Genomic DNA, 12,988 nt, shown 5'->3' on the forward strand with positions numbered 1-12,988 from the left:
TGAACTCGCGGCTGAACTTCCGTCTCGTCATATCCACTCTCCAGTTCATGGGTCACGATCTTATCTTCGTGTCCACGAAACCGGCAGCAGCTCACCAAGGCTGAAGGTCCGCAATGGGCCCGCCTCCGCCGGGCAGGCCGTCTCAACAGAGCGAGTTGGCCGCTGCGGTGTGGCAGATCCGCTTCGAACCCAACTGAGCGTCCAGATCAGCAGTCATGATCTTTCCGTTCCTGTCGTCTGCCGCTCATGAGGATCGCGCTGCACGCGATCAGGGCGATCCCGAGCGCTTCCCGGGCCGTGGGAATGTCTCCGAAAAGGATGACGCCCCAGACGGCCGCGAAGCCCAGGTAGGCGGTATCGAAGACACCGACGACCGGCGTCGGGGCCACCCGGTAGGCCGTCGCGACCGCCGTAGCGATCACCGCCAAGAGACATCCGAGCACGAACGCGAGGCTCCAGTCCGCGAGCGTGAGCCGTGGCCAGAACGCCAGAACGAAGCTCTCTGTGCCGCCCGGCCGAAAGAGCGAGAGGGGCAGTAGCGCGGCGGCGGCAACACAGACGAGACACAGGTTGAGCGTCAGGGCAATCGCGCCGGGGCTTTCCGCCCGGCACTGGCTCCAAGTGATGAGCCCCGCCAGAGCATAGAACGCGGCGGCCGCGAGCGGGAGCAGCAGCATGGGGGTGAACGTGTCAGCCGATGGCGATACCGCCAGCAGCACCCCGGCAAGAGACAGTGCCACGGCGGTCCATCCGCGCCCGCCGATCGTCATCCCCAGCAGGACGCGCCCCAGTAACGCCATCCAGGCGGGGGCGGTGTAATAGCACGCTGCGGCGAGGGCGAAGGACATGGCCGGCAGCGCTGCGTAATAGCTCAGCCACATGGCGGCGAGGCAGAGACTACGCGCCCAAACCCAGCCGCGGCGGGTGAGACAAGGGCTCGACCGGCCATGTATGGGCAGGAGCCAGGCGGCGAGCAGCAGTGCAGCAAAGGCCATAGCCTTTGCTTTGCGGAACGTGAGGAAATAGCCCTCGAATGCGCTTGGGGCACCGGCGTGCGCGCGATCAGGCGCAAGCTGGGCCGTTCGTCTAGGACGATTGCAGCCGGATCTGCCGCTGAGTGTGCTCGACCCGGTCAGCGGCGCTGAAAGCGCTCCCGGACAGGCAGGCGAGATATCCGGCTCAGTTCTGGGTGGAAATCAACAAAACAGCTTTGATCGGATATTGCAGCGCGTTCGACCGCCCGTTGATCTTAGATCGCAGATGACGACAGTTCATAGCTTGACGATCTTACTATCGACCTGTCATACCACTGGCAGGACAGGAGATGCGGAGAGTCCTGCGGGTCCGGTCGGCGGTGCCGATGGGCGTGTGGCGGCGGCGGTCTGTTTCGGGGGCAACCTGCGGGACATATCTGGGCCCCCAGCAGGAACTCCACGCGGGTGCGACAGGATCGAGGACACGAAACATGAAGATTGCAATCATTGGCTGCGGCGTTGTCGGCTCGTCTTGGGCGCTGGTCTTTGCGCGCGCCGGGCACGATCTTGCGATCCATGACCATAGCGAAGCCGCTGCCGCTGCTGCGGTGGCTTTCGTGGCCGCAGCCGATCCCGCGTTGGCGGCGCGCTGCCGGGTGGCGACAAGCCTTGCCGACGCGCTTGCGGGTGCGGATTACGTTCAGGAAAGCGCGCCGGAACGTCTGCCGATCAAGCAGGCGCTGTATCGCGAGATGGATGCGCTGCTGTCACCGGCCACCATCGTCGGCAGTTCGACCTCGGGATTTCCCGCCTCCAGCTTCACCGAAGGGCTCGACAATGCTGCCCGCTGCCTTGTTGCGCATCCGATCAACCCTCCGCATCTCATTCCGCTGGTCGAGCTGATCCCGGCGCCGTGGACCGCGCCCGAAACGCTGGCCTTCACCGGGGATCTGATGCGCGATCTGGGGCAGAGCCCGATCACTCTGACGCGCGAGATCAACGGGTTCGTGGTCAACCGGCTGCAGAGCGCGCTGCTGGGCGAGGCGTTCCGGCTGGTGGAAGACGGCATCTGCACCCCGAGCGAGGTGGATGCCGCCGTGGCGGACGGGCTTGGCCTCCGCTGGGCGTTCATGGGGCCCTTTGCCACCATCGACCTCAACGCGGCGAATGGCGTGGCGGAATACTGCGCCAATCTGGGGCCGATGTATTACGGGCTGGCCAAGGAACAGGCCGACCCGCGCGAATGGGGGCCGGATCTTGTCGCCTCGGTTGAGGCCAAAATGCGCGCGCAGGTGCCTGCCGCCGACCTTCCCCAGCGCCGCCAGTGGCGGGACCGCTTCCTGGCCGCCATCGTCGCCGCCAAGCGCGAGATCACGAAAGATGTCGGCGCATGAGCAGCTTTGGGGCCCCCAGCCATCTGCGTCGCGATCGGCTGTCGGACCAGATCGCCAAGGACATCGAGGCGCGGGTGCTGTCGGGCGAACTGGCGATTGGCGACCGCCTGCCGTCAGAACGTGATCTGATGGCGCATTATGGCGTCGGTCGGCCTGCGGTGCGCGAGGCGCTGCTGTGGCTGAACAAGACCGGCATGCTGTCGGTGTCGAACGGAGACCGTTCGCGCGTCACCGAACCCGATCCCCGCGAGCTGCTGCAGCTGCTTTCGGGGGCGGCGCGGATGCTGGTGTCGCGCAATTCGGGGATCCGACAGTTCCAGAAGACGCGGACCTTTGTGGAAGTCGCCATCGTGCGCGAGGCGGTGCGGCAGGCCAGCGAAGAGGACATCGCGGATCTGGCGGAGCTTCTGGCGCAGAACGAGGCCAGTGCCGAGGATATCGCGCTTTTTTCCCGGACGGATGACGCGTTTCACCACCGGATTGCCAGCATCGCGCAGGATCCGCTGCTGGATGCGCTGTATCATGTCGTGCTGGAGCTGCTGGAGGACCAGCGGCGCATGTCGCTGAGCCATCCCGAGGCCCTGTCCAAGGCCATTGAAGCGCACCGGCAGATTTTCGAGGCGATCCGGGACCGCGACGCGGACCGCGCCGAGGCAGCGATGCGCGCCCACCTGACGACGGTGGTCCAGACCTACTGGGACATCCGCGAAGAGGCCGCCGATCCGGCGGACTGACACAGACGGCACAGGGCGTCGCTGCGTTGCGCTCGGACGGGGGGCGTTTGCCTGCCCGGGCTGCGGCAGTCACCGCACGCCGGTGCCAACCGAACATTCTGCAAAGGCTCTATGATGCTTCTTGGCTGTATAGGCGATGATTTCACCGGCTCCAGCGATCTGGCCAACACCCTTGCCAAGCAGGGCATGCGGGTCACCCAGTATTCCGGCGTTCCGGATCAGCCGGCTGATCCGGTGATCGAGGCCGGGGTCGTCGCACTGAAATCGCGCAGCGTTCCGGTGGAACAGGCGGTTGCGCAGTCGCTGGCGGCGCTGGACTGGCTTCGGGCGCAGGGCTGCCAGCAGATCCTGTTCAAATACTGCTCGACCTTCGACAGCACCCCGCAGGGCAATATCGGTCCCGTCGCCATGGCCTTGGCCGAAGCGCTGGCGGCACGCAGGGTGGTGGTCTGCCCGGCTTTCCCGGCGGCGGGCCGCATGGTTTATCAGGGGCATCTCTTTGTTCATGACCGCCTGCTGAACGAAAGCGGGATGGAGCATCACCCGCTCAACCCGATGACGGATGCCGATATCCGCCGCTGGCTCTCGCTGCAGACCGGGGCGCCGGTCGGGCATGTGCCCTTTGCGGAGATGCGGCAGGGGGCGGCTGCAATCGCCACCGCGCTGGCGCGCGCCGAAGAGCAGGGCACGCCGCTGATCGTCGTTGACGCGCTGAGCGACAGCGACCTGATCGAGATCGGTACCGCGCTTGACGGCCTGCCGCTGGTCACCGGCGGTTCTGGCATCGCCATGGGCCTGCCCGGGAATTTCCGCCGCAGGGGGCTGCTGTCGGGGCAGGGCAGCGCGTGGCAGGGTCATGCGGGCCGGTGCGTGGTGCTGTCGGGTTCCTGTTCGGCAGCGACCCGCGGACAGATCGCGCGCCATCTGGAGGCGGGCCTGCCTGCCCGGGAGATCCGTGCGGAGGAGGCGGTTGCGGGCCGGATCGACCCTGCGGAGATCGCCGCATGGTCGATGGCGCAGGAAAAGCGCCCACTGGTGTTTTCCTCGGCGGCGCCGGATGAGGTGCGCAGAGCTCAGCAGGCCCATGGCCGCGAGCGGGTGGCCGCCGCCATCGAGGCGCTGTTTGCGGCCATAGCAAAGGCGCTGGTCGCCGCTGGAGCGGGGCGGCTGGTCGTGGCGGGAGGCGAAACGTCCGGCGCGGTGGTCGAGGGGCTGGGCCTCAGTGCGCTGGATATCGGGCCAGAGATCGCGCCGGGCGCCCCGGCGCTGCGCGCGGCGCTACCCCAAGGCGGCCACATCGCTTTGGCCCTGAAATCGGGAAATTTTGGCGGACCGGACTTCTTTGCGGAAGCCAGCGCCATTCTGCGCGGGGTCTGATCCCTGCCAGAGACGCCGCGGTTCGGAGTGCCGCGGCAGAGTTCATCAAACGGAGGAGACATCATGTTCGACTATCTGGGAAAGACCCTGAAACTGGCATCCGTGGTCGCGCTTTCGGGCCTGACCATCGCGGCCGCCCCGCAGGCGGCGCAGGCGCAGGAGGTTCTGAACCTCAAGCTGGGCCACATCCAGTCCGAGAAGGATTTGTGGCATTTCGGCGCCGAGAAATTCAAGGAAGAGCTTGAGGCGCGCTCGAACGGCACGATCACCCTGACGATCTATCCCAACTCCACCCTCGGCGGCGACCGGGACATGGTGGAGGGGATGCAGATGGGCACCGCCGATTTCAGCCTGATCGCCGGGGTTCTGGGCAATTTCGCGCCCTCGATCCAGCTGCTTGAACTGCCCTACATGTTCCAGTCGCAGGAAGAGTTCGACTCCATCATCAGCGGTCCCATCGGCGAGGAAATCGCCGCCGATGTCCGCGAAAACGCCAATGTCCGCATTCTGAACTGGTGGGAACGCGGCTCGCGTCAGGTCACCTCGAACAAGCCGATCAACGGTCTGGAAGACCTGCAGGGTCTCAAGATCCGCGTGCCCGAGATTCCCGCGATGGTGTCGACATGGCGGGCGATCGGGGCCAACCCCACGCCGATGGCATGGAGCGAGGTCTATACCGGGCTGGAGCAGAACGTGATCGAGGCGCAGGAAAACCCGATCCCCTTCATCTTTGGCGGCCGGATCAACGAGGTGCAGGATTACCTCGCCTTCACCGACCACAAGTATGAATACGTGACCCTCGCGATGAGCGAGCTGCGCTGGAACCAGCTGACGCCGGAACAGCAGCAGATCGTCACCGACGCCGCTGCCGCCGCGACCAAGGCCGAAAATGAGGCCGTGCGCAGCCAGACCGACCAGATGCTGCAGGAAATGGTGGATGCGGGCCTGACCGTCACCCGCCCCGACACGGCTCCGATCGCTGCCGCCGCAGTTGCCGCGCACGAGGCGTTTGCCGCCGAGGTCGACATCGACCTTTACCGCCGGATGCTGGCCGAACTCGGCCGCTAAGACCGCAGGGCCTATGCCCGCCGCCCCGTCACGGGCGGCGGGCAGCACCACAGGCAGAGGAGAGACAGCTTGGACAAGCTTGATCGGCTGATACACATAATCCTTCTTTGGGCCATCGGGGCGCTGATCTTTGCCATGATGACCGTGACCTTCTCGCAGGTGGTCGCGCGCTATCTTCTGGCGCATTCGCTCAGCTGGTCCGAAGAGCTTGGGCGTTACATCTTTGTCTGGATCACCTTTCTGGGCCTCGCCGCCGCCTTCCAGTCCAAGGCGCATGTGGCGCTGGACTTCGTCGCCACGCTGCTGCCTGCCGCGCCGTCGCGCGTGCTGCGGGTGGTCAACGCGCTGCTGGTGGCGGGGGTCGGTCTGGCGCTGATCATCGGGGGGCAGGCGTTGATCGGCTTCGGCATGAACCAGCGCAGCGCGGCCCTTGGGCTGCCGATGTACACTGTCTACTCGGTGATCCCCTTCAGCGGCGCGATGCTGCTTTACTTCGCGCTGCGCGACGCATGGCGCCTTGCCACGTCCGGCGGAAAGGTCTCTTCATGATCGCCCTCATCCTATTTGGCGGCTTCGCGCTGTTTCTGGTTCTGGGCTTGCCGGTGGCCTTCGGCATCGCGCTCGCCGGGCTTGGGGGCATCCTCTACCAGGGCTATCCGATGGCGCTGTTCGGGCAGCGGCTGTTCACCTCGGTGGATTCGTTTCCGCTGATGGCCATTCCGCTGTTCATGCTGGCCGGGTCGCTGATGGGCCATGGCGGCATCACGCGGCGCATCATCAATCTGGCGCTGGCGCTGGTGGGCAATATCCGTGGCAGCCTTGCCCATGTGGTTTCGGTGAGTGGCGTCATCATGGGCGGCATTTCCGGATCTGGCGTGGCCGATGTGGCGGCGCTGGGATCGGTGATGATCCCCGAGATGAAGCAGCGGCGCTACGATGCGGGCTTCTCGGCGGCACTGGTGGCCTGTTCGGGCAGCCTTGGTCTTATCATCCCGCCCAGCATCGCGATCATCATCTATGGCGTGTCCACACAATCCTCCATCGGGGATCTGTTCATGGCGGCCATCGCCCCCGGCCTGCTGATCGGCCTGCTGTTCGCGGTCTACTCCTATTTCTACGCCCGCAAGCATGGCTATCCCACCGAAGGCAGGGTCAGCGGCGCCGAAAAATGGCGGCGGCTGAAGGAGGCAAGCTGGGCGCTGATGATGCCGGTCATCATCATCGGCGGGATCCGCATGGGTGTCTTCACCCCGACCGAGGGCGGGGCGGTGGTGGCCGTCTATGCCTTTCTGGTGGGCATCTTTGTCTACAAGGAAATCACGCTGCACAAGATCCCCGCGATCTGCATGGAGGCCGCCATCGGCACCGCAGTCATCGCGGCGATCATTGCCGCCACCTCGCTGTTCGGCTGGCTGCTGACCAATGCGCAGCTGCCGCAGACCATCGCTGGGGCCATCCTCGGGCTGACCGAAAACCGTATCCTGCTGCTGCTGCTCATCAACCTGATGCTGCTGGTGGTGGGCATGTTCCTTGACAGCGGTCCCGCCATCCTGCTGCTGACGCCGATCCTTGCGCCGGTGGCGGGGCATCTGGGGGTCGATCCGGTGCAGTTCGGGCTGATCATGGTCATCAACCTGACCATCGGGCTGCTGACACCGCCGGTGGGCACGGCGATGTATCTTGCCAGCAGCATCTCGGGCGTGTCCATCCTGAGGCTGTCGCGCGCCATGCTGCCGTTCTGGGGGATCATGCTGGCGGTGCTGATGCTGGTGACCTATGTCCCCGGCTTCACCAGCTGGGCCCTTTCGAACTGATCCTGTCGACCTGACCCGGCGCGCCGCCTTGCCCTGCGGGGCAGGCGGCGCGGACGGGCTCAGATCTTGCGCAGCAGATCCTGCGGGGAGGTGGCGCCCGATGCGGTGTCGAGGCTGACCGCCGACAGTTCCTTGAATAGCATGAATAGCCCCATGTTTTCTGGACGCCTTTTTCGCTAGCTTTGAGGCAAGGAGGCCATGATGGGCACACGCAATTTCACAGACGAGTTCAAGCGTGACCCGCCTTCTGATGCGTTCCAAAAACTTGGCAGGGACACTGTTGCAATGGCTGAACCGTTCCAACGGGCCGTCGGGCAAGAGGTACTCCCACGGGCAGGCCTTACGTCTCGTTCTGCGGCAGTTCGTCAGCGATCTCGGAATAGTCGCCCTTCTCTGAGACGAAGATATGCACCGACAGGAAGGTGTCGGTCGGTCCGTCGAACACACCCATCGCAATGGCCGCCCAGTCGCGGTGGATCGGATCCCAGAACAGGGTCGAACCGCATATGCCGCAGAACCCGCGCCGAACTTTCTCGGAGGATTGATACCACCCCACGAGATCTTCACCCTCCACGCGCAAGGCGGCGCAGGGGATTTCGAGGGACGCGCCGTAGTGGCCCCCGTGTTTCCGGTAGGCGACGCAGTGGCAGGCGTTCGGTCGGGGAAGATCGCCATCGACCGCAATCTTCACGGCTCCGCAGAGGCACGATCCTCTATGCATCGGTCCGCTCCAAGGCCACCGCCTCGGGCCGCATCCGCCGTCTTGGCCCAAGCGCGCGGATCAGCGCCTTGGCTTCTGCGGGGGGCTTCTGCTCGCGCCGACGATAGTCTGAGCCATCGGGCCGACGGGTGAGCAGACCGCACGAGATCATGGTCCGGCGCAGGGTAGCCGGGTCCTCAAATAGATGCTCCGCGCACAGCATTGCGCTGACCTCGCGCTCGTGGAGCGACCGCCCCGATGGGAGGCTAGCTCAGAGCACCCAAAGCGCGAGGGTTTGGACGCTCCGCTTGGACGGCCACTGCCGGAGGCGGCCAGCGGCGTCGAACTGGTGCAATGCCCGCTCCACCGTTCGCGGATCGGCGAGCCGCTCGTCAGCTGCCCGGTCGAGCCGCTGCGCAGACGCGTGCGCGGCCCTCATGTGCTGGACGTTCTCGTATCCGGCCGCGCGGGCCAGCATGTTCATCAGTGTCAGGTGCGATGGGCTCGCCTTGCCGAGCTGCTGCGAGAGCCTGCGCGCGAAGGGTGTCAGGTCATCAGCTCGGAGCGGAAGAGGTGTCTTGGGCATGTTACATCCAGGTCGGGCGCCGTCCAGGGGCGTCGGTCGCTGGCTTGACGACGCAGCGCCTCATGGCTGCAGTGCCGTTCGATGGTGTTGGCAGGTTCAGCTCTCCAAAAGGAGCAGCGACGCCTCGGTGTCTGCCGACCGTGCAGTAAGGCTAGCAGACGGCGCCGCACGGGCCAACTACTTCGAAGGTCCTCGCAACGTAACGCAAGTATATCTGATTGATACGGGCATTCACGCACCATGCCGCTAAAGCCCGTTTCGTCCCGCATAGCAGACTTTGCATGGTCAATAATGCCGCGCCAAGCAGGAACGTCCGGTCTGGAGAAGCTACATGGGGCATCCGTCGAGCGACGAACGGCCGCTCAGGGCCGGGCGCGACGGTCGCGCAGAGGGCGGGAAGCGGACCGATGCATGTGCGGCAAACCTATTAGCGTTCCAGCAGAAACAGCTATTCGATCTCGATGCAAGTAGCGGGCGACGTTTTCGGTCCGGATAGGCGCAAAGAGCCCGTTTGCGGACGTTGACGAAGGTAGCTGTTCTGATAACTTGACCGCCGGTGAACGGAGCGCCGCAGTGAGCATTGAGGAAAGTCTAATTGCCCTGAGTGGGATATTCCTGCTGGCCTGTTGCAGTCCAGGGCCAGTCTTCCTGCTAATCGCCTCTACCGCGGCTCAGCATGGACGTGCTGAAGGTGTCCGCGTTGCTCTTGGCGTTGCAGGCGCCACGTTCGTTTGGACGGCTTTAACCGTTCTGGGACTGGGTGTTGTTTTGGCATCAGTCGTTTGGGCGCAGACCGCGATCAGGACCGTGGCGGGCCTCTATCTGTTCTGGATCGGACTAGGCATGATACGAAGCAGCCTGTTCGGTCGCCCTGGTCTCACCCGAGCTATATCCTCACGTAACTCAGCATATACGCGCGGGTTCGTCGCCAGCGTAACCAACCCAAAAGCATTGGCCTTCTTCGGGAGCGCCTTTGCGCTCACTGCACCTGCGCAGGCTACCCCACAGTATCATCTGGCTGCCGTCGTAATTCTTACGACGCTGTCTGCTACTTGGCATAGTTTGCTGGCCCTTATCTTTGCAACGCCCGTCCTGCAAATTGGCTATCAGGGCCTGAAGCGCCAGATCGATCTTCTTGTAGGCTCTGTTTTGATCGTCCTCGGCGGCGGAATGCTCGCTCAAGGACGCCGGGTGTTCTAGGTTCAACGTAAGCCTCCGGTGACGGCCGTCTGCCACGGTTGAACGATTGGTCTTAAGGCATTGCCTTATGGCATGCGCTTCAGTTGTTTCCCCGATTGAGATTTTCACGTCCGACGAGCTTGGCCGTCGTCGGCATTGGTCAGACGCGGACAAGGTGCGGATCGTCGAGGAGAGCCTGCGGGGTCAACGGCAGGGGTCCGCGACGGCACGGCGATACGGGATTTCGCGATCGCTTCTGACGGTTTGGCGGCGTGAGTATCGGACGGGCGCTCTTGACGGGCGCGGGGCGATCAAGGGCTTCGTGCCGCTCGTGGTGGAAGACGCCACGCCGATGGGTCCGGAAGCGGCCGTGGTGGCGGGCACGATAGAGACGATCGGCATCACGCTTACGAACGGGCGTCGCATGACGATCCCTGTTTCACTGGCCCCGGCGCATCTGGCTGCGCTGCTGGCTGTACTGGATCCGCGATGATCGCGTTCCCGGCGGGGGTGCGCGTGTGGATCGCAGGCGGCGTGACGGATATGCGCTGCGGGATGAACAGCCTGGCGCTGAAGGTGCAGGAGGGCCTCGGGCGCGATCCGCATGCTGGCGAAATCTTCTGCTTCCGCGGGCGCCGGGGCGATCTTGTAAAACTTCTTTGGCATGATGGGGTCGGCATGTCGCTGTACGCCAAGCGGCTCGAGGCGGGAAAGTTCATTTGGCCCGCGGGCGCCTCGGGGGAGGCTGTTCAGGTCTCTGCTGCGCAACTCGGCTATCTTCTCGAGGGGATCGACTGGCGCAATCCGCGCTGGACGCAACGTCCTGCGAAGGTTGGATAAATCCACTGGAAAGCCCTTGTTTTACTGGTTCTTGGCGGGTGATCGTGGTAGGCAGTCGCCATGTCAGAGGGCCGCTCCGAACTCGAAGAATTGCGCGCCGCGCTTGCGGCGTCGGAGCAGCGCGCGGTGGCGGCTGAAGCCGATCTCGCACGGGTGCGCGCGGTGGTCTCGACCTCCGAGGCGATGATCGCGGGCCTCAAACTCGAGATCGCGCTGCTCAAGCGCGACAAGTATGGCCGCAGTGCGGAGCGCAGCGCCAAGTTATTCGACCAGTTGGAACTCCAGCTCGGGGAGCTGATTGCAGACGCCGCCGAGGACCGGGTGCAGGCTGAGCGGAAGACGACCAAGGTCGGTGCCTTCGAGCGGCGCAAACCGGTCAAGAAAGCATTCCCGGATCACCTGCCGCGCGAACGCGTGGTGATCGAAGCCCCCAGCACCTGTTCATGCTGCGGCTCCGAGCGCATCGTGAAGATGGGCGAGGACATCACCGAGACGCTCGAGGTCATTCCGCGCCAGTGGAAGGTGATCCAGACGGTCCGCGAGAAGTTTACCTGCCGGGCCTGCGAGAAGATCACCCAGCCCCCGGCGCCCTTCCATCCGATCCCACGGGGATGGGCCGGCCCCAGCCTGCTGGCAATGATCGTGTTCGAGAAATACGGCCAGCATCAGCCCCTCAACCGTCAGGCCGAACGCTACGCCCGCGAGGGCGTGGACCTCAGCCTCTCCACGCTCGCTGATCAGGTCGGCGCGGTGGCCGAGTTGCTGAAGCCGCTGAACGCCCTGATCGAGGCGCATGTCTTCACCGCGGCCCGGTTGCATGGGGACGACACCACGGTGCCGCTGTTGGCCCGCGGCGGCACGAAAACCGCCCGGCTGTGGACCTATGTGCGCGATGATCGCCCCTTCGACGGGACTGCGCCGCCCGCGGTCGTGTTCCGCTTCTCCTCTGATCGCGCGGGGGAACATCCGACGAAACATCTGGCAGGCTGGAAGGGCGTTCTGCAGGCGGATGCCTATGCCGGATACAACCAGCTCTACGAGGTCGCTCGACAACCCGGACCGGTGGCATCGGCGCTGTGTTGGGCCCACGCGCGGCGCAAGTTCTTCGAGCTCGCCGACGTGCAGACCAACATCCGCAAGGGCAAGTCGCCCAAGGAGATCTCGCCCATCGCCGTGGAGGCGGTGAAGCGCATCGACGCGCTGTTCGAGATCGAGCGCATGGTCAACGGGCAGGCCCCGGAGGCGCGGCTTGAGATTCGGAAGCGCCAGTCGGCCCCGCTGGTCGCGGACCTCGAGCGGTGGCTTCGCGGCGAGCGCGCGCTCCTGTCGAAGCATGCCAAGGTGGCGAAAGCCATCGACTACCTGCTGTCGCCCAACCACTGGCCGGGCTTCACGCGGTTCCTCGAGGACGGGCGGGTCTGCCTCTCGAACAACGCCGCCGAGCGTTCCTTGCGCGGTGTAGCCCTCGGACGGAAATCCTGGCTCTTCGCCGGATCAGAGCGCGGTGGGCAGCGCGCGGCGGCAATGTACACCTTGATCGGCACCGCCAAGCTCAACGACATCGACCCGCAGGCGTGGCTTGCCGACGTCATCGCCCGGATCTCCGACACGCCCGTCTCGCGGCTGAGCGAGTTGCTCCCATGGAACTGGGCTGGAGCGCGCAAGGATCTGGAGATCGCCGCATGACGCTGGTCGCACGCCTGAAGATCACGCTGTCCGACGTCGAGCCGCAAGTTCTCCGGCGCTTTGATGTGCCCCTCAAGATCAGGCTGAACCGTCTGCACGAGGTGATCCAGGCGGCTATGGGCTGGACGGATACCCATCTCTACGAGTTCAGGGCGGGTGGGGTCGGCTGGGGTGTGCCCGACCCCGATGGGTTCTACGAAGGGCCTCTGCCAGCGAGCAAGACCAGCCTGCTCGACGTCATGGAAGATGTGGGAACGAAGACGATCCACTACATCTACGACTTCGGCGACAACTGGCACCACGTGATCAAGGTCGAGAAGATCGACGACGCCATGCCCGGTGCAGAATATCCGCGCCTCGTCCGGGCCATCGGTGCGTGCCCACCTGAGGACATCGGCGGCGTCCCAGGCTATGCCGACTTCCTAGAGGCGATCGCAGATCCCGCGCACGAGGCACATGCCGAGATGCTTGAATGGTATGGCTCCGACTTCGACGTCGAAGACGCCGGGATCGATCGCATCCTCGACAAGTTTGAACATCTCGCCAAGAAATGGGCCCCAAGACCACGGAAAACTCCAGCCAACGGCAGATCATCTTGATCAACGCCAAATCCCGCGGCTCTCGCCGGATGCTTAC

General features: G+C 64.6%; 14 protein-coding genes and 2 pseudogenes. 12 read left to right on the forward strand and 4 right to left on the reverse strand.

What is annotated here, in order from left to right; all coding sequences use genetic code 11:
• Positions 1-206: 206 nt before the first annotated feature.
• Positions 207-995, reverse strand: coding sequence for a DMT family transporter (locus BLR51_RS25850; protein ID WP_242656852.1), 789 nt, complete (start codon positions 993-995; stop codon positions 207-209).
• On the opposite strand from BLR51_RS25850, the pseudogene BLR51_RS28690 reads away from it, so the two are divergent.
• The 7 genes and pseudogenes from BLR51_RS28690 to BLR51_RS25880 form a co-directional block, all read left to right on the forward strand.
• A pseudogene (locus BLR51_RS28690) lies at positions 987-1,100 on the forward strand (helix-turn-helix domain-containing protein); the annotation flags it as partial. The gene BLR51_RS25850 and the pseudogene BLR51_RS28690 overlap by 9 nt on opposite strands.
• A 365-nt stretch (positions 1,101-1,465) precedes the next feature.
• Positions 1,466-2,368: a 3-hydroxyacyl-CoA dehydrogenase gene (locus BLR51_RS25855; RefSeq protein ID WP_089852378.1), complete on the forward strand. Its 903-nt coding sequence runs from the start codon at positions 1,466-1,468 to the stop codon at positions 2,366-2,368.
• Positions 2,365-3,102: an FCD domain-containing protein gene (locus tag BLR51_RS25860; protein ID WP_089852380.1), complete on the forward strand. Its 738-nt coding sequence runs from the start codon at positions 2,365-2,367 to the stop codon at positions 3,100-3,102. Before BLR51_RS25855 ends, BLR51_RS25860 begins: the two co-directional genes overlap by 4 nt.
• Before the next feature lie 114 nt (positions 3,103-3,216).
• Complete coding sequence (gene otnK / locus BLR51_RS25865; protein ID WP_089852400.1) at positions 3,217-4,479, forward strand: 3-oxo-tetronate kinase; 1,263 nt, start codon at positions 3,217-3,219, stop codon at positions 4,477-4,479.
• A gap of 63 nt (positions 4,480-4,542) precedes the next feature.
• The gene (locus BLR51_RS25870; RefSeq protein ID WP_089852382.1) at positions 4,543-5,547 is read left to right on the forward strand and encodes a TRAP transporter substrate-binding protein; all 1,005 of its coding nucleotides are present in this window, start codon (positions 4,543-4,545) and stop codon (positions 5,545-5,547) included.
• A gap of 69 nt (positions 5,548-5,616) precedes the next feature.
• Positions 5,617-6,096, forward strand: coding sequence for a TRAP transporter small permease (locus BLR51_RS25875; protein ID WP_089852384.1), 480 nt, complete (start codon positions 5,617-5,619; stop codon positions 6,094-6,096).
• Positions 6,093-7,361 (forward strand): TRAP transporter large permease, encoded by a 1,269-nt coding sequence (locus BLR51_RS25880; RefSeq protein WP_089852386.1) that lies wholly within the window; start codon positions 6,093-6,095, stop codon positions 7,359-7,361. The genes BLR51_RS25875 and BLR51_RS25880 overlap by 4 nt, the downstream gene beginning before the upstream one ends.
• A gap of 340 nt (positions 7,362-7,701) precedes the next feature.
• Here the strand turns inward: BLR51_RS25880 and BLR51_RS25885 are convergent, their stop codons facing one another.
• The 3 genes and pseudogenes from BLR51_RS25885 to BLR51_RS28370 all read right to left on the reverse strand — a co-directional run bounded on the left by BLR51_RS25885 (position 7,702) and on the right by BLR51_RS28370 (position 8,647).
• Positions 7,702-8,082 (reverse strand): GFA family protein, encoded by a 381-nt coding sequence (locus BLR51_RS25885; protein WP_089852388.1) that lies wholly within the window; start codon positions 8,080-8,082, stop codon positions 7,702-7,704.
• Positions 8,075-8,317: pseudogene (locus tag BLR51_RS28365) on the reverse strand (DUF2087 domain-containing protein); the annotation flags it as partial. The gene BLR51_RS25885 and the pseudogene BLR51_RS28365, both read right to left, overlap by 8 nt.
• A gap of 15 nt (positions 8,318-8,332) precedes the next feature.
• A complete protein-coding gene (locus tag BLR51_RS28370; protein WP_242656855.1) occupies positions 8,333-8,647 on the reverse strand; it encodes a hypothetical protein in 315 nt (104 codons plus the stop codon).
• A 573-nt stretch (positions 8,648-9,220) separates the two neighbouring features.
• Between BLR51_RS28370 and BLR51_RS25895 the strand changes: the two genes are divergently transcribed.
• The 5 genes from BLR51_RS25895 (at position 9,221) to BLR51_RS25915 (ending at position 12,951) form a co-directional block, all read left to right on the forward strand.
• Positions 9,221-9,847 carry a LysE family translocator gene (locus BLR51_RS25895; protein WP_165616947.1) on the forward strand — a complete coding sequence of 209 codons (627 nt, stop codon included), beginning with the start codon at positions 9,221-9,223 and terminating at the stop codon, positions 9,845-9,847.
• A gap of 67 nt (positions 9,848-9,914) precedes the next feature.
• A complete protein-coding gene (gene tnpA, locus BLR51_RS25900; protein ID WP_089852393.1) occupies positions 9,915-10,319 on the forward strand; it encodes an IS66-like element accessory protein TnpA in 405 nt (134 codons plus the stop codon).
• Positions 10,316-10,666, forward strand: a complete 351-nt coding sequence (gene tnpB, locus BLR51_RS25905; protein WP_089852394.1) for an IS66 family insertion sequence element accessory protein TnpB — start codon at positions 10,316-10,318, stop codon at positions 10,664-10,666. Before tnpA ends, tnpB begins: the two co-directional genes overlap by 4 nt.
• A gap of 60 nt (positions 10,667-10,726) precedes the next feature.
• Positions 10,727-12,352, forward strand: coding sequence for an IS66 family transposase (gene tnpC, locus BLR51_RS25910; protein WP_089852396.1), 1,626 nt, complete (start codon positions 10,727-10,729; stop codon positions 12,350-12,352).
• Positions 12,349-12,951, forward strand: coding sequence for a plasmid pRiA4b ORF-3 family protein (locus BLR51_RS25915; protein ID WP_089852398.1), 603 nt, complete (start codon positions 12,349-12,351; stop codon positions 12,949-12,951). Before tnpC ends, BLR51_RS25915 begins: the two co-directional genes overlap by 4 nt.
• Positions 12,952-12,988 lie beyond the last annotated feature (37 nt).

The organism is Salipiger marinus, from assembly GCF_900100085.1.
Classification (GTDB): domain Bacteria; phylum Pseudomonadota; class Alphaproteobacteria; order Rhodobacterales; family Rhodobacteraceae; genus Salipiger; species Salipiger marinus.

Bases quoted from the DNA above. Each gene is read 5' to 3' on its own strand.
- BLR51_RS25880 (WP_089852386.1), top strand. From the start codon at position 6,093: ATGATCGCCCTCATCCTATTTGGCGGCTTCGCGCTGTTTCTGGTTCTG.
- tnpC (WP_089852396.1), top strand. From the start codon at position 10,727: ATGTCAGAGGGCCGCTCCGAACTCGAAGAATTGCGCGCCGCGCTTGCG.
- otnK (WP_089852400.1), top strand. From the start codon at position 3,217: ATGCTTCTTGGCTGTATAGGCGATGATTTCACCGGCTCCAGCGATCTG.
- BLR51_RS25855 (WP_089852378.1), top strand. From the start codon at position 1,466: ATGAAGATTGCAATCATTGGCTGCGGCGTTGTCGGCTCGTCTTGGGCG.
- BLR51_RS25850 (WP_242656852.1), bottom strand. From the start codon at position 995: ATGGCCTTTGCTGCACTGCTGCTCGCCGCCTGGCTCCTGCCCATACAT.
- tnpB (WP_089852394.1), top strand. From the start codon at position 10,316: ATGATCGCGTTCCCGGCGGGGGTGCGCGTGTGGATCGCAGGCGGCGTG.
- BLR51_RS25870 (WP_089852382.1), top strand. From the start codon at position 4,543: ATGTTCGACTATCTGGGAAAGACCCTGAAACTGGCATCCGTGGTCGCG.
- BLR51_RS25885 (WP_089852388.1), bottom strand. From the start codon at position 8,082: ATGCATAGAGGATCGTGCCTCTGCGGAGCCGTGAAGATTGCGGTCGAT.
- BLR51_RS25915 (WP_089852398.1), top strand. From the start codon at position 12,349: ATGACGCTGGTCGCACGCCTGAAGATCACGCTGTCCGACGTCGAGCCG.
- tnpA (WP_089852393.1), top strand. From the start codon at position 9,915: ATGGCATGCGCTTCAGTTGTTTCCCCGATTGAGATTTTCACGTCCGAC.
- BLR51_RS28370 (WP_242656855.1), bottom strand. From the start codon at position 8,647: ATGCCCAAGACACCTCTTCCGCTCCGAGCTGATGACCTGACACCCTTC.
- BLR51_RS25860 (WP_089852380.1), top strand. From the start codon at position 2,365: ATGAGCAGCTTTGGGGCCCCCAGCCATCTGCGTCGCGATCGGCTGTCG.